The organism is Arthrobacter sp. StoSoilB19, from assembly GCF_019977275.1.
Taxonomy (GTDB): domain Bacteria; phylum Actinomycetota; class Actinomycetes; order Actinomycetales; family Micrococcaceae; genus Arthrobacter.
The window spans coordinates 694,223-713,626 of record NZ_AP024650.1; the positions used below are offsets into that span (position 1 = coordinate 694,223).

Annotated in this window: 14 protein-coding genes, 1 tRNA gene and 1 riboswitch; of the genes, 4 read left to right on the forward strand and 11 right to left on the reverse strand. The window is 67.9% G+C overall.

Annotated features, from left to right (window positions below; translation table 11 throughout):
- Window positions 1-4 precede the first annotated feature (4 nt).
- A riboswitch (cyclic di-AMP (ydaO/yuaA leader) is annotated at window positions 5-165 on the reverse strand.
- 207 nt (window positions 166-372) lie between these two features.
- The 5 genes from LDO86_RS03355 to LDO86_RS03375 form a co-directional block, all read right to left on the reverse strand.
- Complete coding sequence (locus LDO86_RS03355) at window positions 373-2,421, reverse strand: glycosyltransferase family 39 protein (RefSeq protein ID WP_018771238.1); 2,049 nt, start codon at window positions 2,419-2,421, stop codon at window positions 373-375.
- Window positions 2,422-2,427: 6 nt separating this feature from the next.
- Entirely contained in the window at window positions 2,428-4,566 is a 2,139-nt protein-coding gene (locus LDO86_RS03360) for a glycosyltransferase family 39 protein (protein WP_018771237.1), read from the reverse strand.
- The gene (locus LDO86_RS03365; protein WP_018771236.1) at window positions 4,563-5,909 is read right to left on the reverse strand and encodes a bifunctional glycosyltransferase family 2/GtrA family protein; all 1,347 of its coding nucleotides are present in this window, start codon (window positions 5,907-5,909) and stop codon (window positions 4,563-4,565) included. The genes LDO86_RS03360 and LDO86_RS03365 overlap by 4 nt, the downstream gene beginning before the upstream one ends.
- 169 nt (window positions 5,910-6,078) lie before the next feature.
- Entirely contained in the window at window positions 6,079-7,554 is a 1,476-nt protein-coding gene (locus tag LDO86_RS03370) for a HAMP domain-containing sensor histidine kinase (protein WP_018771235.1), read from the reverse strand.
- A 13-nt stretch (window positions 7,555-7,567) separates the two neighbouring features.
- The gene (locus tag LDO86_RS03375; RefSeq protein ID WP_018771234.1) at window positions 7,568-8,308 is read right to left on the reverse strand and encodes a response regulator transcription factor; all 741 of its coding nucleotides are present in this window, start codon (window positions 8,306-8,308) and stop codon (window positions 7,568-7,570) included.
- Window positions 8,309-8,534: 226 nt separating this feature from the next.
- On the opposite strand from LDO86_RS03375, the gene LDO86_RS03380 reads away from it, so the two are divergent.
- From LDO86_RS03380 to LDO86_RS03390, 3 genes are all read left to right on the forward strand, one after another.
- Complete coding sequence (locus LDO86_RS03380; protein WP_155845630.1) at window positions 8,535-9,518, forward strand: hypothetical protein; 984 nt, start codon at window positions 8,535-8,537, stop codon at window positions 9,516-9,518.
- Window positions 9,519-10,086: 568 nt separating this feature from the next.
- Window positions 10,087-10,953, forward strand: a complete 867-nt coding sequence (locus LDO86_RS03385) for a winged helix-turn-helix domain-containing protein (protein WP_018771233.1) — start codon at window positions 10,087-10,089, stop codon at window positions 10,951-10,953.
- Between the two features lie 131 nt (window positions 10,954-11,084).
- Window positions 11,085-11,612, forward strand: coding sequence for a histidine phosphatase family protein (locus LDO86_RS03390; protein ID WP_026266065.1), 528 nt, complete (start codon window positions 11,085-11,087; stop codon window positions 11,610-11,612).
- Window positions 11,613-11,627: 15 nt separating this feature from the next.
- Here the strand turns inward: LDO86_RS03390 and LDO86_RS03395 are convergent, their stop codons facing one another.
- Window positions 11,628-12,566, reverse strand: coding sequence for a LysR family transcriptional regulator (locus LDO86_RS03395; RefSeq protein WP_043425390.1), 939 nt, complete (start codon window positions 12,564-12,566; stop codon window positions 11,628-11,630).
- 72 nt (window positions 12,567-12,638) lie between these two features.
- On the opposite strand from LDO86_RS03395, the gene LDO86_RS03400 reads away from it, so the two are divergent.
- On the forward strand, window positions 12,639-13,643 hold the full coding sequence (locus LDO86_RS03400) for an EamA family transporter (RefSeq protein WP_018771230.1): 1,005 nt from the start codon (window positions 12,639-12,641) through the stop codon (window positions 13,641-13,643).
- Between the two features lie 493 nt (window positions 13,644-14,136).
- Here LDO86_RS03400 and LDO86_RS03405 read toward each other — a convergent pair whose 3' ends face one another.
- The 5 genes from LDO86_RS03405 to LDO86_RS03425 all read right to left on the reverse strand — a co-directional run bounded on the left by LDO86_RS03405 (window position 14,137) and on the right by LDO86_RS03425 (window position 19,190).
- Complete coding sequence (locus LDO86_RS03405; protein WP_018771229.1) at window positions 14,137-14,784, reverse strand: TetR/AcrR family transcriptional regulator; 648 nt, start codon at window positions 14,782-14,784, stop codon at window positions 14,137-14,139.
- On the reverse strand, window positions 14,781-16,817 hold the full coding sequence (locus LDO86_RS03410; RefSeq protein WP_018771228.1) for a YhgE/Pip domain-containing protein: 2,037 nt from the start codon (window positions 16,815-16,817) through the stop codon (window positions 14,781-14,783). The genes LDO86_RS03405 and LDO86_RS03410 overlap by 4 nt, the downstream gene beginning before the upstream one ends.
- Complete coding sequence (locus tag LDO86_RS03415; protein WP_018771227.1) at window positions 16,814-17,515, reverse strand: hypothetical protein; 702 nt, start codon at window positions 17,513-17,515, stop codon at window positions 16,814-16,816. Before LDO86_RS03415 ends, LDO86_RS03410 begins: the two co-directional genes overlap by 4 nt.
- A 67-nt stretch (window positions 17,516-17,582) precedes the next feature.
- Window positions 17,583-19,037 (reverse strand): NAD(P)/FAD-dependent oxidoreductase, encoded by a 1,455-nt coding sequence (locus tag LDO86_RS03420; RefSeq protein ID WP_224084270.1) that lies wholly within the window; start codon window positions 19,035-19,037, stop codon window positions 17,583-17,585.
- A gap of 76 nt (window positions 19,038-19,113) precedes the next feature.
- Window positions 19,114-19,190 (reverse strand) — tRNA-Arg (locus tag LDO86_RS03425).
- Between the last annotated feature and the right edge of the window lie 214 nt (window positions 19,191-19,404).

Here is a 19,404-nt window from a genome sequence, read left to right on the forward strand (position 1 = left end):
ATTGATCGCCTCTCACACCTGCGGAGTTAGCTGTCGGGTTCGGATGAGGGCATCCGGCCGTACGGAAAGATCACGTACTGGCTTAACCCCAAGGGCATTCAATGCCCGGGACGGTGGGTCCCCCGCCTCTGCCGTAGCTCAATCGGAATCCGGGGAAGCGGCAGAGCTTGGCGTCGACCCGGGATATGCGGCCCGAACGGGGGCCGCACCCAATCGACGCTACAGGAAGTGCACGCGAAAGTCACATTTAGGTAACGGAAGTCACGATCCTCAGCGCGTTGATTTGCCGGATTCCCCGTTCGTAACCTCGGTCCCATTGGGGTATGGCCGCCCCATTTCATGAGCGCAGCGCGCCGACCGTTACAGTTCCCGTTACCCAGCCAACAGGTAGACGGTGGTGCCGCCAATGCTCTGCGCCGTGAAGTTGTTCGCCACCCACTGGGCGATCTGGGCGGCAGCGTCCGAACCGGTACTGGCCCGGATGGTTCCGCCTGTGATGAAGTAGTGGATCTTTCCCTGGGACACCAGATCCTGGAACTCCGCCAAGGTAGGGGCGGGATCTGTGCCGTTGAACCCACCCACCGCCATGACCGGCAGTTCCGTTGCCAACTGGTAACCGGCAGCGTTGTTCGACCCCACCACTGCCGCTGCCCAGGTGTAGCCCGAGGCGCCATTCCTGAGTGCTGCCACGAGTTCCGCGGACGGCGTGGGGGCGCCCAAGAGGCCTCCCACGGCCCCGCCTCCGCGACCACCGGCAGCAGCGGTTCCGCCGGGAAGTGTTCCCCCGGGCGCGCCCTGCTGGCGGGCCGTGTTTCCCTGGGTTGTTGGCTGCCTGGTGCTGCCTGTCCCGCTCCGGCCAGGGCCCGTCCCGCGAGGGGCGAAGCCCGACGAGGGCCCGGCACTGACGATCGCCCCGCTGTGCGTTGTCGACGCCGTGGAAAGGGAGTACGCCAGCGGCCCGGTGAGCGACGCCGCAATGGCGAGCGCCGCCGTCGTCCGCTGCACGGCACGCCAGCGCAGGAACCTGCCGAACGCCACGCCCGCTGCGGCCGCCAAGCCTCCGGAAAGGACCAGCCAACGCAGCCACGCGCCGTAGGCGGACGTGGTGCCCAGCAGCTGGAAGGCCATCAGGGCGGCCGCGGCCACCGCTGCGGCCAGCAGGAGTGCGGCGGGTGGCTGCTGCCGGTGCTGCCACAGGAGGACCGTGCCCAGCCCCGCAAGCCCGGCGATCCCCGGCGCCAGCGCCACGGCGTAGTAAGGGTGGATGATGCCGGCCATGAAGCTGAAGACCAGGCCCGTCACCAGCACCCACGAGCCCCAGATGATGACGGCGGCGCGCACCGCATCGGTCCGCGGGGCCCGCCGGCCCAACCACAGCAGGCCCGCCGCAAGGATCAGGGCGGACGGCAGCAGCCACGCGATCTGGCCGCCGAACTCGCTGTTGAACATCCGGAGCAGCCCGGGATCTCCCCAGCCGTTGCCGCCGCCCACACTGCCGGTCTCGTCGCCCGTCAGCCGGCCCAGCCCGTTGTAACCCAGCGTGAGCTCCAGGATGGAGTTGTTTTGCGATCCGCCGATGTAGGGACGCAGGCCGGCCGGCGTCAGCTCCACCGCCAGGAGCCACCACCCGGCGGAGGCCACCATGGCCGCTCCCGCCGCGGCCAGCCGGAGCAGGCGCCGCGGGAGACTGTGCGGGCCTGCCAGCGCGTAGGCGATTGCGAATCCCGGAACCACCAGCAGGACCTGCAGCTGCTTGGCCAGGAAGCCGAAGCCCAGGAACACTCCGGCAAGCAGGAGCCAGCGCAACCGGTCCTCCTGGACTGCACGGAGGACCGCGTAGGCGGCTGCCGTCATGAGCAGCACCAGCAGGGCGTCCGGGTTGTTGAAGCGGAACATCAGCGTGGCAACGGGGGTGAGGGCCAGGACGGCCGCGGCGATCAGTCCTGCGCGGTGCGCCAGGCGTGGATCGGCCGTGGCAGGCGACGCGGCCCGCCGTACGGCCAGGTAAAGCAGCCAGGCGGTGCCGACGCCCATCAGTGCCTGGGGGACCAGGATGCTCCAGGAACTGAGGCCGAAGATCCGGACGGACAACCCCATGATCCACAGCGACGCCGGCGGCTTGTCCACCGTGATGGCGTTGGCCGCGTCGGAAGAGCCGAAAAACCAGGCCGTCCAGTCCTGCGATCCGGCCTGGGCCGCGGCGGAATAGAACGCGTTGGCCCAGCCGGATGCTCCAAGGTTCCACAAGTACAGCACGGCGGTCCCGGCCAGCACCGCTGCCAGTTCCAGCCCCCGCCGGAGCGCCCGCGGGTCCGGCCGGTAGCAGGCCGGGACAGGATGATGCGCGGCGGCAGGAGCGCCGGCAGGGTGTCCGGTGTGGACCGACGCAGTGTGGACGGACGCTGGGTAGTGGCTGGCCATGGAGTCCTACTTGGTGAGTTGGTACACGGTGGAGTTGCCTACGGTCTGGGCCTGGAAGTTGGCCTGGACCCAGGCGGCCACCTCGGAATTGCCGCGACCACCCATGCCGCCGCCACCCATGCCACCGCCTTGGATGAAGTAGCCGATCTCGCCCTTGGCCACCATGTCCTGGAACTCGGCGAGCGTGGGGTAGGGGTCACCGCCGTTCCAACCGCCCAGGGCAATGACGTTGGTGTTCGTGGCGAGTTCCAGGCTGGCTGCCTGGCTGGCGCCGGAGACGATCGCGGACCACTTCGTGGTGGTGGCCTTCAGGAGTGCCGCCACCGCCGCATCTGCGGATCCTTCGCCCGGGCCGCCGGCGCCCCCGGCACCCCCGGCACCTCCGGGGCCGGCTGCGCCGTCGAGGCCGCCGAAGGGATCGAGTCCACCCGCACCGTTGGCAGCGTCAGTGGCGGCCTCCCTGCCGTCAGCCCGTGCGCCGCCGAATCCAGCGGCACGGTTGCCGAAGCCACCCGCGGACGAACCCGCCGGGCCCGACGTCGGAATGGAACCGGAGTGGGCGGAAGCAGCGGTGGCGAGGGTCCACCCCGCTGTCCCAAGACCGCCGGCCAGGAGGGATACGACGACGACGGCGGCCGCACCGGCCCGGCGGAACCGTCCGGAGGCGCCCAGTTTCGAGGTGCCCGGTTTCGAGGTGCCCAGTGCGTCGAGGCGGAGGAGGATTGCGGCGGCGGCGAGGACGCCGAGCACGATGATGGCGACCCGCAGCCAGGGGAGCCACGACGTGTCGCGGCCCAGCAGGACTGCCGACCACACAGAGGTGCCGAGGACGGTCACGGCGAGGACGATCCGGGCCGGCCAGTAGCTGCGGCCACGCCAGAGCTCCACTGCGCCTATGCCCACCAGCGCTGCGATCGCCGGCGCCAGTGCCACCGAGTAGTAGGGATGGACAATGCCGCTCATGAAGCTGAAGACACCTCCGGTGACCACGAGCCAGCCGCCCCACAGGATCAGGGCCGCGCGGCCCGGGGAGGTGCGTACTTCCCGGCGCGTGAACCAGAGGCCTGCCACCAGCAGGACCAGGGCGGCGGGCAGAAGCCACGAGACCTCACCGCCAAAGCTGGTCCCGAACATCCGCAGCAGCCCGGCCGCCCCGCCGAATCCGGCGTTGCCGCCGCCGAAGCCGCCTGCGGGACCGCCGGCAGCACCCCCGGCCCCGCCGGGCATGCCCTCGCCGGAACCGGTGAGACGGGCCAGCCCGTTGTACCCGAACGTCAGTTCAAGGAAGCTGTTGGTGCTGGACCCTGCCATGTACGGCCGCTCCGAGGCCGGCGTCAGCTGGAACAGGGCGATGTAGCTGCCGGCAACCACGACGATTCCGCCCAGCGCGCCAAGCAGATGCACCAGCCGGCGCCCCACCGGCGTGGGTGCGGCCCACAGATAGGCCAGTCCCAGAGCGGGAACAATCAGGAAGCCCTGCAGCATCTTGGTCAGGAAGGCCAGGCCAACCACGGCACCGGCGGCCACCAGCCACTTCCAACCCGCCCTCTCAATGGCGCGGGTGGTGAAGTAGGCGGCGAGCACCAGGCACAGGGTGAGCATGGCGTCCGGGTTGTTGAACTTGAACATGAGCGCAGCCACCGGCGTCAGCGCCAGGGCAGCGCCGGCCAGCAGGCCTGCGGCAGGTCCCGAGACGCGTTTGACGGCCAAGTAGAGGAACCCGACGGCGGCCACCCCCATGAGTGCTTCCGGCACCAGCATGCTCAGTGGTGAAAAACCGAAGATGCGCCCTGCGAGGGCGGGGATCCAGAGTGCTGCCGGCGGCTTGTCCACCGTGATGGCGTTCCCTGCGTCCAGCGAGCCGAAAAGGAACGCCGTCCAGTCCTTGGCGCCGGCCTGGATGGCGGCTGCATAGAAGGAGTTTCCGTAGCCGGTTGCTGCCAGGTTCCACAGATACAGGACCGCCGTGGCTGCCAGGAGCCCCACGGCGGAAGGCCTCACCCAGCGGGGCTGCGCACCGAAGGCGTAGCGGGTCCAGCGGGGTGCGGTATCGGCCGCCCCGGGGGAGGAGGCAGCGTGGCCGGATGGCGACGGCTGCCGGCCGGCGGGTGAGCCGGCGTCCGCCGGCGAAATGGTGGAGGTCATGATGCTGCCGTTTCTGTCGAAGTGGGGGCGTCTTTGGTGGTCCGGTTGCCGTGGTTGCCGCGGAACACCCAGAGCCGGAACAGCAGGAACCGGACCGCCGTGGCTGCCAGGTTCGCCGCCACAACGGTGAGGACTTCCACCCACCGGTCAGGCGTCGTCGTCCGGTGTACAAAGGCGAGTGCTCCGGAGGTGAGCAGCAGGCCGATGCCGAACACGATCAGCCCTTCGAAGTGGTGCCGGACCGGGTTGCCGCCCTGGATGCCGAACGTGAAGCGCCTGTTGGCGCCAGTGTTGGCCACGGCGGTGATCAGCAGTGCAAGGAAGTTGGCCAACTGCGGGTCCATGAATCCCCGGCAGAACACGAAGATCAGGAGGTACGCCAGGGTTGAGGCGGCGCCAATCGCGGCGAACCGGACCAGCTGGCCGAAAAGGCTGCTGCCGCGTGTCTGCTCACCGGACCGCGAGGACGCCGGGATCGGACCCCGTGCCAGGGCTGCGCGCAGTTCCGGGACCGGGATGCGACCGTAGACCAAGTCGCGGGTGAGCCGGGCCATTCCCCTCACGTCGGCCAGTGCTGTGCGTACCACGTCCACGCTGGAATCGGGATCGTCGATCCAGTCAACGGGGACCTCATGGACACGCAGGCCGCAGCGTTCGGCGAGGACCAAAAGCTCGGTGTCGAAGAACCAGGAGTTGTCCACGGTGTAGGGCAGGATCTGCTGGGCGACGTCGGCGCGGATGGCTTTGAACCCGCACTGCGCGTCGCTGAACCGCGCGCCCATGAACGAGTGCAGCATCATGTTGTAGCTGCGTGAGATGAACTCCCGCTTGGGCCCGCGGACGACGCGGGAGTTGCGGGTCAGCCGGGTGCCGATGGCGAGGTCCGAATGCCCGGAAATCAGGGGCGCCAGCAGCGGCGGCAGGGCGGCGAGGTCGGTGGAAAGGTCCACGTCCATGTAGGCCAGCACCGGTGACGGGGAGGCCAGCCACACTTTGCGCAGGGCGTTGCCGCGGCCCTTCTCATCCAGGTGGACCGCCACGAGCTCAGGGAACTCCCGGGCCAGCCGCTCGGCGATCTTCAGGGTTCCATCCGTGCTGGCGTTGTCCGCCACGGTGATCCGGAAGCTGTGTGGAAAGGTATCCAGCAGGTGCCCGTGGAGCCGGCGAAGGCATTCCTCAAGGTCACGTTCCTCGTTGAAAACGGGAATGGTCACGTCAAGGACGGGGACGGTGGTACGGGTGTCCACGGGTGCGCGCCGCGCGGCATGTCCGCGGGAAGGAAGGCCCGCCGGGGCCACCGCGGCGTCCGGCAGGGTTCCTGAAGTGGAGTCGGTGAGCGTCATGGATCAACAGTGGCGCCGCCGGATTTGAGGGCTTTAGGCGCAACCTGTGATGTGCCTGTGTAACTGGCGCTGTGCAACCGGCGCTGTGCAACTGGCGCAGTGCAGTTGGCGCAGTGCAGTTGGCGCGGGCTTGGCCTTCAGTGGCCACCGCCCTGTGCGTGTGTGGCGGTCAGGCGGCGGCGGGTCCGGGCACGGGAAGGCGGACCGCAAACTCGGTCCTGCCTGGCCGGGACACCAGTTCCACCGTGCCTCCGTGGGCCATGACGATGGATTCGACGATGGACAGGCCCAGGCCCGACGAGCCTTCTGAGCCTGAGCGGGCGGCGTCGGCCCGGGTGAAGCGCGAAAAGATGTTGCCCTGGAATTCGGCGGGGATGCCGGGCCCGTCGTCGGTAACCGTCACCACCACGCTCCCATCGGCCGAGCGCATCAACCCGGTGGTTACGGTGGTGCCGGCCGGTGTGTGCTTCCGGGCGTTGGACAGCAGGTTGGCCAGCACCTGGTGCAGCTGGGTGGCATCCCCGCGGACCGTGACGGGCTCGTCGGGCAGCGTCAGCTGCCACGTGTGGTCCGGGGCCATGACCTTTTCATCGCTGACGGTTTCCACCACCAGCTGGGTAAGGTCCACATCGGTGGTTTCGGTTGCCTTGCCCTCATCAAGCCTGGCCAGCAGGAGCAGGTCCTCCACCAGCGCGGTCATGCGCTCGGACTGGCTTTGGACGCGGCCCAGTGACTTCCGGCCGTCCTCGGTAAAGGTCTCGGTCATGCGCATCAGCTCGGTGTACCCGCGGATGGCGGTCAGGGGCGTCCTGAGCTCATGGGAAGCGTCCGCAACGAACTGGCGCACCTTCATCTCGCTGCGCTGCCGGGCTTCCAGGGCGCTGGAGACGTTGTCCAGCATCAGGTTCAGGGCATGGCCCACGCTGCCCACCTCGGTGGTGGGATGCGCTGCGGACGGCGGTACGCGCACGGCAAGCGCCACCTCGCCGGCGTCGAGGGGCAGTTTGGAGACCTTGGTGGCGACGTCGGACAGCTGTTCCAGCGGACGCATGGTCCGGCGGATCAAGGCAGTGCCCGCAAGCCCGATCACGACCAGGCCGCCCAGTGACACCAGCACCATCGTGAGCACCAGCGAGGCCTCGGTGCTTTGTTTCGTTGCCAGCGGCAGGCCGGTGATCACCACGTCGCCGTAAGGGGTGGCCGTGGCCATCAGCCGGTAATCGCCGTTGGACAGCTTGCGGTCCACGGGAAGGCCATTGCGGGGCAACGCCTGCAGGGTGGCCACATCGGCGGAAGTCAGCGCCGTGCGGGTGGCATCGGAAGACAGGAAGCCCGCCTCCCGGCTGACCTGGCCGCCCACCACCCGTGCGTTGAGCGTCCCCACACTCTGGCCCCGGGCATCGAGGGGGTCCGGTCGGCCGGACGGGTTGCCCTCCGGCGGCCGTCCGCGGGAGGCCAGCATCAGCTGCGAGTCCAGCTGGTTGGTCAGGACCACATCCATGGAGGCGTAGCTGACCACGCCGATGGCGCTGGAGATGGCCACCAGGAGCGCCATGGAGAGCAGGATCAGGCGGGTGCGGAGGTGCCAGGTGGACGGGTTGAACCAGGACCGGCCGGTGGGCCGGGGGACACCGGAAAGGGACACGCGTTTCCTTTGGCTAGTCTGCGGGCTTGATGACGTAGCCTGCTCCGCGCACGGTGTGGATCATCGGCGGATGGTTGGCTTCGATCTTCTTGCGCAGGTAGGAAATGTACAGTTCCACGATGTTCGCCTGGCCGCCGAAGTCGTAATCCCAGACGTGGTCCAGGATCTGGGCCTTGCTGACCACGCGCTTGGGGTTTTCCATCAGGTACCGGAGGAGCTCGAACTGTGTTGCCGTCAGCTGGATCCCTTCCCCGGCACGGGTGACTTCACGGGTGTCCACATTGAGCACCAGGTCGCCGACCACCAGTTCGGCAGTGTCCATGGCGGCCACGCCGGAACGCTGCACCAGCCGGTGCAGGCGCAGCAGGACTTCCTCCATGCTGAAGGGCTTGGTGACGTAGTCGTCCCCGCCGGCGGCCAGTCCCACAATGCGGTCCTGGACGTCGTCTTTGGCCGTCAGGAAGAGCGCAGGCACCTCCGGCGCAAAGGCGCGGATCCTGCCCAGCAGCTCCACGCCGTCGAACCCCGGCAGCATGACGTCCAGCACCAGGACATCCGGGTGGAAGTCCTTGGCGAGCTTGACGGCAGTGGGACCGTCGGCTGCCACGGCCACAGACCAGCCCGCCATGCGCAGGCCCATGCTCATGAGCTCGGACAGGCTCGGCTCGTCATCCACCACCAGGGCACGGATCGGCGACCCGTCCGGGTGGGTGAGCTGGGGAAGGTTGTTGGTCATGGAGTGCGGGGATGCCATGGGACAACTCTCCGATCTGTCGGTTTGCCGACGCTTTGCCGTTGCTGTGCTCCAGCTGTGAGGTCCAGCCTAGCCACCTGAACCCAACGCAAGCTCTGCCCTGGGGATGCGGCCCCGAAGGTCACAGGCAGGCTTGGCCTGCCGCACAGCCGCCGCACAGCATGGCGGCAGACCCTGTTGGAACAACAGCATCACCACCATCAGTTTCAACTTCTTGGAGAAAGCCATGGATCAGCAAGACGACCGCGCCGTCCCCGGGGCATCGGGGCAACCCGGCTCCTCAGGACGCACGCCCCAGCCGGCTCCAGTCTGGGGCGGGGCAGCCGACGGCACCGACCGGGACGGGGCAGCCACAGGATGGGGTGTCCCCGCAGGCAGTACCAGCGGCCGCGGGGAGCCAGCCCGGTCACCCCAGGGGCAGCCTGTGCAGGGTTGGGGTTCATCCGCTTCCGCTGCGCCTTCCGCAGGCTGGGGTACGACGGCGGCACCTGGCCAGGTGCCAAACGCCGGCGGTGGGTGGGGCGCGCCGCAGCCGTACGCCTCCGGCACGTCTTCCCGTTCCGGGAAAGGAAACTGGACCGCGAAGAAAGGCCTGTTGGTAGGCGGCGTGGCGGTGGTTGTGGGCGCCGCGGCCGGTGCCGGCGCCTACGCTGCCGGAAACGGTGCCACTGCGGCGTCGAACAACGGCCAGGGCACAGGTGCCGCGGGCCAGTTGGGCCCGGGAGGACAAAGCGGCATGACCGGACAGGGCGGCATGATGGGCCCCGGCGGCCAAAGCGGCATGGACGGCGGCATGGGCATGGACGGCGGAATGGGCATGGACGGCGGCCCCAGTGGCCTGGGGATGGGAGCGGCCGGCCTGAACGCTGCCGTCCACTCCGAATACGTGGTCCTCCAGGATTCGAACTACGTGACCATGGCGGGCCAGACAGGCACGGTCACGGAGGTTTCCGCGACCTCCCTGACCGTCAAGAGCGGGGACGGCTTCTCCCGCACCTATGCGGTCGGTTCCGGCGTGCAGGTCACGCAGGGAATGCGGCAGCGGGGCAGTGCATCCACCAGCAGCACGCTCAGCATGTCCAACGTGACCACGGGAGCGGGCGTCCGGGTGACGGCCGTGAAGGATTCGGACACCTACACCGCCCAGACCATCCAGCTGGCAACATCCGGCATGGCAACCACTCCGGGCTCCGGAGCAAGCAGTAACTGACACGCAAAGACGAACGGGGCAAACCATGTGGGGCCGGGCACCCGACGGTCCCGCGGCAAAAAAATTCGGGAAGAGAGGGAATGTCGGCTGGACAGGAGAGGGGCCTGTCCAGCCGATTCTATGTCAAACGGTTGAATTTCAGAGAGATTCGGTCAAATCCGATTCGAGCGAATAATGTTCTCAAAACGGCTAGATAGAAGGCCCTTCATCGGATAAGCATCAAAAATAAATCCCTCTTCCGAAATAGTGATCTACCGCACAATTCTGCGTTTCGTCTCACAATGCGGACGATTTGGTCCATTGTTACTTGCAAGTTGGCATTGTTACGCTGCACACTTCCAATGTGAACAAGAACTCAACAGCACCTGCAGCCGCAGAATATTGGCCCAGCACATCCGCTGCTGCCGACATGCGCTGTTGTCGAATGCACGCCTGACCTTCCCACCCAACGAAGTTCTTAGGCATTCGCCCCCAAGCCCAGCGTCGGGCGCCCATCCCCGGTTCCTGTGACGGGGAAGCCAGCATTCGAGCCGCGAAAACGGCCATTTCACATTGAGGTAAGCATTTCATGTCAGTTGCATCCGGATACGTCCACATCTCAGTCCGTAACGCCGCCAAGGCAGGCCAGCCCTCCGGCCTTCGTCCCGGTTTCGGCCCGCGCCCGGCACTCGCTCCCTCCACTCCCGGAAGCAGCTTCCCCGGCCAGGGTTTCGCCCCGCAGGGATACAACCCCAACTCATACGGGCAGCTCCGCGCCGTACATCCCGCAGACTCCGCGCCGGTGACCGCTCCCACCCCCGTCGTGGCCGGCGCCAACCAGGTCCGCCCTGTCGCCAACGAGAACGTCGCCCGCGGATTCGTCCTCTACATGGGCATCGACGAGGAGACCGCGGCAGCAGCCGGAACCTCCATCGCCAAGCTCGCGCAGGAAATCCGCGCATACGCCCAGTCGCTGGTCTCCGGCGCCGAAAGCTACGCCGCCGTCGCAGTAGCCCCGGCCGGCACCCCCGGTTCCGCTCTCGACGTCGTCCGTTCCACCTTCGGCGACCCCACCGTGAACTCCCGCCAGCGCTCGGAAACCCCGCGCCCTGCCCAGCCGCAGGAACCCCGCCCCTCCGGCGTGCTCATCGACCTCGCCCGCCGCGAAGTCCACCTCGACGGCGAATCCCTGAACCTGACGTTCAAGGAGTTCGAACTCCTCAACTACCTCGTCGAAAACGGAACCCGCACCGTGGGCCGTGACGAACTGCTCGAAGGTCTCTGGCGCAACGCCGAAGAGGTTCCCAACGAGCGCACCATCGACGTCCACATCCGCCGCCTCCGCTCCAAACTGGGCCGCCTCGCCAACACCGTCCGCACCGTCCGCGGCCAGGGCTACCGGTTCTACGAGCACCCGGAAGTTGTTGTCTGGGCCGCTCCGGAGTACTCGATCTAGTTCCTCTGTACGGGAGGCGCCCGCCCTCTGGGGGTCCTTGTGTCACTGTGGGCATGCTTTGGTGCGGTTCTCTGTTGCTGAGGCCTGTATTTGCGGGCGCCCTCTGCTTTTGCTGGGGCTAGGCTTGGGCCATGAGTTCGCACCATGTCCGACGCCTTGTGATCATGCGCCACGCCAAGGCCGACTGGCCCGGCGGGGTGGCCGACCATGAGCGGCCGCTCGAGGAGCGCGGGCACCGGGAGGCGCCGCTGGCCGGCCGCTGGCTGCTCAAGCACAACATCGTCCCGGACTTCATCCTGTGCTCCAGCGCGCTCCGCACGCGGCAGACCTGCACCTGGGTCTGCTCCGAACTCGGCGACAAAGCGCCGACGCCCAAGCTGGAAGACGGCCTGTATGCGGCCTCGGCCCTCCGCATGCTCACCGTGGTCAACCACGTGCCGGACACCGTGACCACCCTGATGGTGATCGCGCACCTGCCCGGCGTGCAGGACCTGGCCATGCACCTCGCCTCCCGCGACTCCGACCACGATGCCTACATGGACGCCGCCACCCGCTTTCCCACCAATGCGCTTACCGTCCTGGAGACGGAGAAGACGTGGGCGGAACTCGATGGGCAGGATGCCCGGATCACCCGCTTCAAGGTGCCCCGGGCCCACTAGCCCCAGCCTCACCAGCTACCGGGCCCACTGGCTCCCAGCCTCACCGGCTCCTGGCCCATCCGCCGCGATGCCGCGCAGCAGCGCCGCGACGTGCCTGATGCCCGGACTGGCCGTCATGGTCCTGCGATAGACCAACCCCACCTGCCGCGCCTGGACCGGATTGACCACTGGAATTGCGACGACGTCCGGAGGCAGCGCCGGGCGTCCCAGCCGGGGCACCAGTGCAACCGCCACGCCCTGCTCCACGAAAGCGATGTGCGTGGCAAAATCAGGATCGTAAACCCTGATGTCCGGAACCCGGCCCAGGTCGGCGAAGATCCGCAGGAGCGCTTCGTTGCAGATCGCGCCGGCCGGCGTACTGATCCAGCGCTCGTCGACAAGCTGGGCAGGGTCAACTTCCGCCCTAAGCGCGAGTGGATGCCCGCGGTGGACCAGGACATCGGCCACGTCCTCGCACAGCCACTCCAGCGCCAGGTGCTCAGGGATCACCAGCGGCACGGAGTTCCAGTTGTGCACCAGGCCCAGGTCGGCTTCGCCGTTGGCTACCCTGGCCACGGCCTCGCGCGGGTCCTCCGCCAGGACGGAAATGTCGAGCGCCGCCCCCGACTGCCCAACCTGGGCCAGCAGAGGCCCCACCAGTCCACGGCAGGCAGTGGAAAACGAAACGATGCGGAGGCTGCCGCTGGGCTTCGCCGGGTCTGCCAGCAGCGTGGACTCCAACTCCTCCAGCTCTGCCAGGATGCGCCGCCCGTAAGCCGCCAGGGCCAGCCCCCGCTCGGTGAGCAGAACCCCGCGGCCGCGGCGTTCCAGGACAGCGAAGCCGCCCTCTTTCTCCAACTTCTTCACCTGCTGGGACACGGCGGACGGGCTGAATCCCATGGCTTCCGCCGCCGCAATAACCGTCCCGTGCTGCTCGATTGCCGCAAGGGCGCGCAGCGACCCGATGTCGATCATGAAGAAAACGTACACGATTCAGTGCTGAATTACGCGCTGGTGCTTCATTGATACCTCTGCCAGAGTGGGAGCGTGAGCCTGCGCGAATCCCTCCTTGCCGTCCTTGTAGCCCTGCTGTGGGGCCTGAATTTCGTGGCCATCGACATCGGGCTCCACGCCGGCGGCCGGAATTTTCCCCCGTTGCTGTTCGTCGCGCTGCGTTTCGTCCTGGTGGTTGTCCCCTGGATCTTCTTCGTCAGGAAGCCGGACGTGGGCTGGAAGGCCATTATCGGCGTCGGACTTTTCATGAGCGCCGGCCAGTTCGGCCTTCTGTACCTTGCCATGGCGCTTGGCATGCCGGCCGGTCTTGCCTCGCTGGTGCTTCAGGCACAGGTGCTCCTGACCGTCCTGCTCGCCGCCGGGTTCCTGCATGAACGGCCCAGCGCACGCCAGCTCGCGGGTGTCGTGCTGGGGGTAGCAGGACTCGCCCTCGTGGCCGTGGGACGAAGCGCCGTGGCACCGCTCCTGCCGCTGGTCATCGTCCTGGCGGCGGCACTGTCCTGGGCAGCCGGAAACGTCATTGCCCGGAAGGCCAGGGCTGCCTCCGGCCTGGGGCTGGTTGTCTGGTCCGGAGCTGTGGTGCCACTGCCGCTGGGGGCGTTGTCGCTGGTGGTTGACGGGCCGGGCGCCGTGTGGGACTCGCTGTCCAATCTCCAGGGGCCAACCATGCTCAGCGCCCTCTACACCGCTGTTTTCGCCTCATTGGTGGGCTACGGAATCTGGAACCGGCTCCTGGCCAGCCACCCGTCGTCGGCTGTTGTTCCGTTCACCTTGCTGGTCCCCGTGGTGGGCATGAGTGCTGCATGGCTGGTGCTCGGGGAGGTGCCGTCGCCAACGGAGCTGGCGGGCGGGCTGCTCCTCCTGGGCGGGGTGGCGACGGCGGTGCTCACCGGTGCGGGCAGACGGCGTCAGCGCCGGGAAGCGGAGCCGCTCCCGGACCTGGGTGCCGGCCTGACTGAGGGGGAGGCGGACGACGACGGGCGCCTGGCTGCGGTCGAAGAGCCGCCGGACGGTCTACGGGTGACGGAGGCCCGCTGAGGGGCGGAGGCCTGGTTGCCGGAGCGCGCGGAGGGGCGCGTTGCCTGGGGACTTCCGCGCCTGGCGGAGGAAGGCCTGCGGGCCGGCATTGCCTGGCCCCTTCCCGGCCATAAGGCACCCAGGAAGAGGATCCCGAAGGTTCCGGCAAGGGCGCAGGCGGCACCCACGAAGTAGTTGTCGGGGTCGTCCGTGGGGAGTGGGGTGCCCAGGAATGAGGACTGGCCGCTGAACGCCAGCTCCCACGTGCTGACGAACGCCAGGGAGAAGCCGAGTGCCAGGGCGGTCCCGGCGCCCGCGGCCAGCAGGGCAAACCGCCGCCGCCTGACCAGGATCTCGGCAAGCGCGCCGAGGTAGGCCAGCCCCAGGACGCCCAGGAAAGCCAGGAAGACCGGTTCGGCCAGTGTCATCGCCGTGAGTACCAGCAGCCCCGCAGCGACGACGCCGCAGATGACCGCGAACTTTCCGCTCTTCCCCGTATGGCGCATGTGCTCCATCATCCCCGAGGAGCCGGCTCCTTGAGGACGTAGCCGCGCATGATGGCCATGATTGCTGCAACACTTTGGTCACGGGTGCGCTCGGGGTTGTAGGTCTGCCGGTCCAGGCCCACCACGAAGCAGGCCCCAAAGATGGCCGTCTCCAGGCTGCCCCGGGACACCGATTCGTCCACGGGATAGGCCTTGGCCACCCTCTCCACGGCCTGGCCAATGACCTCCAGGAGCTCGCGGCGCAGGACCGAGAAGGTGCCCTGCCATTCGCTGGGGATCCGCCAGTTCTCGCTGACCCACAGGCGGGCGAAGGAAGGGTATTCGGCCATGAAATCCATGGCCTGGCCGATCATCGCTTCCATGGCCAGCAAGGGGTCCCGGCCGGTGCCTTCGCTGTCCGCGGCCTCGAGCAGCTGCGCCTTGAGGATGTCCACACCGTGCCGCAGAAGCTGCGCGATCAGCTCCGATTTGCTGCCGAAGTTGTAGTAGACGGTGCCCTTGGAGACCCCGGCCGCCGCTGCGATCTCATCCACCGTGACACTGGCCGCGCCGCGCTCGCCGATCAGCTCCATGGAGGCATCGAACAGTTTCTGGCGGGTGGCGTTGGTGCGGGCGGGCCGGAGCCCTTTGCCCGCGGCCGTGGGTTCGGTGCTCATACCGCGATCTCCGGTTTCAGTGTCTTGAGCGTCCAGTATTTGTTCTTGCGTACTGCGAGGGTGGACATGGCCGCCCCCAGCAGGGTGTAGCCCAGCAGGCCCGCCAGCGTGGGGGCAATCATGGACAGGTCACCGCCGTAAATCAGGTGCCGCATCCCGGTCACCACGTAACCCATGGGCAGGACCTGATGCACCACGTGCAGCGGCTGCGGGGTGGTCTGCCACGGGAACGTGCCGCCGGATGACACCAGCTGCAGGACCAGCAGGATGAGCACCACCAGCTTGCCCGGCGAACCCAGCAGCGCCACCACACCCTGGATGAGCGCGCTGAACGCCATGGCAGCGGCGAGCATGAACAGCCACATCAGGACCGGGTGCGCCGGGTCCAGGCCCAGGGCCACGTCCACCACCAGGGTCAGCAGCGACGCCTGCACCACCGAGACCAGCAGGAAGGGAAGCCAGCCGCCCAACGCGATCTTCCACGACGGCGCGTTGGAGGCCAGTGCCCGCTGGGTGATGGGGCGCATGGCCTGGACCAGCATGAAGATCCCGATCCACAGGGCGAGCGTGAGGAAGAACGGCGCCAGCCCCGCACCGTACGATCCGGCCTTGGCCTGCGAGACGTTGCTGACCGCCACAGGATCGGCCATGACCTGGGACAGGTTGCTCTTCTGGGCATCGTCCGGGTTGGGGACCTGGCCGGCGCCCTTCCCGATCTCGTCGGCGAGAGTACCGGACCCCGTCGCGGCCTGGGCCGCTCCGTCGGACACCTGCGCTGCCCCCGCATCCACCTTCCGTGCTCCGTCCGCAAGGCCGGCGGAACCGTCGACGGCGGACTGCTCACCGGCTGCCAGCGCGGCAGCGCCCGTGTGCAGCTGGTCAGCCCCTGCCGAGGCCTGCGCGATCGCGTCCCTGAGGGCCGGCATCCCGGCTGCCAGCTGGGCTGCGCCGACACTGACCGCCTCGGAACCGCTGGCCAGCTGCTGGACCTGGGCCGCATCCGTCTGGATCCTGCTTTTGGCCGCTGCCACGGGGCTGGATGCCGCGGCGGCGTCGAAATCCGCCAGCACCTTGTCCGCCTGCTCCTGCGTCAGGACGCCCGAGGCGACGAGCCTGCTGTTGGACTCCACCACCCGGGAGCGCAGTCCCTGGTCCGCTGCCTCCAGCTGCGCCGCCACATCCTGGACCTTGGCGTTCAACTGGGCGTTCCCGGCAGCCACCTGGGCGGCGCCGGACGCGAGGGTCTGGGTATCGGTTGGCAGGGTGGCCGTCTTGTCCTTCAGGACTGACAGTCCGCTGCTGAGCTGCCCCGCGCCGTCGGTCAGCTGGTTGGCGCCGTCCCGCAGCTTCAGCTGGCCGGCGTACAACTGGTCCGCCCCGCTGCTCAGGGCCGAGGTCCCCTCGTGGAGGGTGACCGTTCCGTCCCTGAGCGTGGCCACGCCGTCTGCCAGCCGGGTGGCACCGTCCGCGGCCTGGACCATCTTGGAGTGGATGGTGCCGAACCCGGTGAGCAGCTGGTTGGCGGTCTCCTCACCCACCTCCTTGGCGACACTGGAGTGCACGGCAGTGGTCAGCTTGTCCACGATCGTGTTCAGGAGGTAGTTGTTGGCGTCGTTCGTGGTCACGTTCAACATGGCCTGGCTGGCCGAGTCGAAGCTGCCGGGCGATACCAGGTTGGCCGAAAAGTCCTTGGGGATCTTCAGTGCGAAGGCGTACTGCCCGCTGCTCACACCCGCGTCGGCCTCCGTGGAGCTGGCCACCGGCACCCAGTGGAAGACATTGCCTTCCACCAGGCTGTCCGCCACTTTTGTTCCGGCCTCAAGCCGGCTGCCGTCCGCCGTGGTTGCGCCCGCATCCTCCACCACCAGGGCTGCGTCCAGGTTGTTGAGGTGGCCGTACGGATCCCAGTTCGCGTAGAGGTACACCGCGCCGTAGAGGAGGGGGACCATGGTCAGCGCCAGAATGGTCAGCTTGGGGAGCAGGCCGCCGGTCATGCGCTTGAGTTCGGAGCGGGCCAGCCGCAGGACAGTCACTTGGCAACCTCTGTTTCGAGTGGGGTTTCCTGGTTTTCCGGGTCCGGCCCGGCTTCCGCGGCAGGGGCCGGCTCCGGGGCGGCGTTGCCGATGGCGGCGACGGGCCCGTCCCATGAGCCGGGGACGGCGCTGACGGCCGCAACGACGGCAAGCGGCCGCCCGCCGTCGTACGCCAGCTGCTGCAGGCGCGGCAGCCAGGTGAGCTCATCTGCACTGTGGCGGTCCGGGGAATCCACCACCAGCAGGTCCGTGCGGGGGTTGGCCAGGGCCAGCGCCGTGAGGAGTTCGAGCCGCCGGCGGGGTTCAAGCTGTTCCGTCCAGAGGCCCGCGATGTCCTCGAACCGGTTGACCTTGAGCCACGGGCCGCTGAGCAATGCCCCACGGTAGCGCCGGGGTATCAGGGCCAGGTCCTCGGTCACCAGGTCGCGGACGCTGAGGTGTTCTTCAGGTTCATTGACGCCGGGGGAGTCCACCAGGGCCGCTGCCAGGCGGAGCTGCTTGGTCCGGGAACTGTTGTCCCAGCCGACCTGGCCGCCCGAAGCCTTCATCCTCCCGCTGAGCAGGAGGGACAAAGCGGTGCGCTGGTCCTGGCGGTCACCGGTAACGAGCAGCAGTTCGCCGCGGCCCACGGCCAGCGAGGTTGGCGGAAGCAGCGGGTCCCGGCGTCCTTTGGCATGGAGCTGGAGTGCTGAGAGCAAGGCTTGCCTTTCGCAGGAATGGTCTGCATCAAGGCTAACCGAACTGACTGGTCAGTTCAAATAAGTGTCACAGGCCGTACTTCTCCAGCAGCCGGAGCCACACCTCGCTGATGGTGGGGTAGGAGGGGACGGCATGCCACAGGCGGTCCAGCGGCACCTCGCCCACCACGGCGATCGTGGCCGCGTGCAGCAGTTCCGCCACGTCCGGGCCGGCGAACGTTGCGCCAAGGAGGACCCGTCGGTCTTCATCAACCACCAGCTGGGCCCAGCCTTCGTAGTTCTCCGAATGGAGCGACGATCCGGCCACCTGGATGGGCAGCTCCACCGAGGATGCGTTGTACCCGGCCTTCCTGGCCGCCTGCAAGGTGCGTCCCACGCTGGCCAGCTCGGGGTCCGTGAAGACGACGCTGGGCACGGCGTGCTGGTTGGCCGTCTGGGCGAAGCGGGTCCACTCGCCGGGCGTGCCCTTGAGCTCGCCCCTGGCCCGTGCGGCAATGGCGTCAGCGGTGGCCCGCGCCTCGTACTTGCCCTGGTGGGTGAAAAGGTTATGGCCGGCGGCGTCTCCCACCGCGTACAGCCAGGGTTCGTCACCGGGGGTTCCCTGGACCAGGCCGGAGGTGTCCGTGGTGAGCGAAAGGTGCCCGGAGCCGTCCGGCTCGAACCCGACGCTCTCCAGGCCCAGGCCTTCGAGGGCCGGATGCCGGCCCGTTGAGACCAGGACCTTCTCGGCCGTGACGTCGGTTCCGTCGCCCAGGCTGACGGTGAGGGTGCCGTCGCCGTTCTCGCTGATGCGCTTGGTGGCGGTGTTGAAGCGGAGTTCGACGCCGTCCGCGCGCAGTCCTGCCGCAACCAGTGCCGCGGCCTCCTCCGGAAAGTTGCCCAGCAGCCCGCTGCGCGCCACCAGGGTCACGCTGGAGCCCAGGCGGGCGAAGGCCTGGGCCAGTTCGGCGCCGGCCACGCCGCCGCCCAATACTGCCAGGCGCTCCGGAACCTCGGCCGCCGATGTGGCTTCACGGGTTCCCCAGACCTGTACATCCTGCAGACCGTCGATGGGCGGGGTGTTGGCGGTGGAGCCGGTGGCGAGTACTACGGCATGCCGCGCCCGCAGCAGGTGGCGGGTACCGTCCAGGCCTGCCACCTCCACCGCCCTGGGGGCGGTCAGCCATGCATGGCCGCGCACCAGGTCGATGCCGGTGTCCTCCACCCATGAGACCTGGCTGTCGTCCTGCCAGTTGGAGGTGAAATAGTTTCGGCGTTCCAGGACGGCCGCGGCATCGAGGGTACGGGTGACTGCTTCCTTGGCGCCCGGCGTCGTCTGTGCTCCGTGCAGCGCGGTGCCGGGCCGCAGGAGTGCCTTCGATGGCATGCAGGCCCAGTAGGAGCATTCGCCGCCCACCAGTTCCGCTTCCACGAGCACGGCGGTGAGCCCGCCCTCCACAACGCGGCCGGCCACGTTTTCCCCCACGGCGCCTGCGCCGATAACAACAACATCAAATTCGCGCTCAGCGGCGTCGGGCATCATGTGCAAAGCCTAGCCGGGGATCACGGGCCCGGCTGCACAAAAAAGGTCCGCACCGGCGAGCCGGTGCGGACCTTGTTGGTGCGCCCAAAGGGATTCGAACCCCTGACCTTCTGTTCCGTAGACAGACGCTCTATCCAGCTGAGCTATGGGCGCATTCCGTGTCCCGGGAGAAGAACCGCTCTCCCCGAACCTCGAATTACTTTACGCGAGCAGGGCCCGTAGTGCCAAATCGAACCGACTGTAATCTCCGCAACTAGACCGGTATAGGTGACCTTTGTCACTTAATCGGCGTTTTTGCGGGAATAATTCCTTGATTTTCCGCGGAATTCACTTTTGGTGACCGGAGATGTCAGTCAAGCTCCCCAAA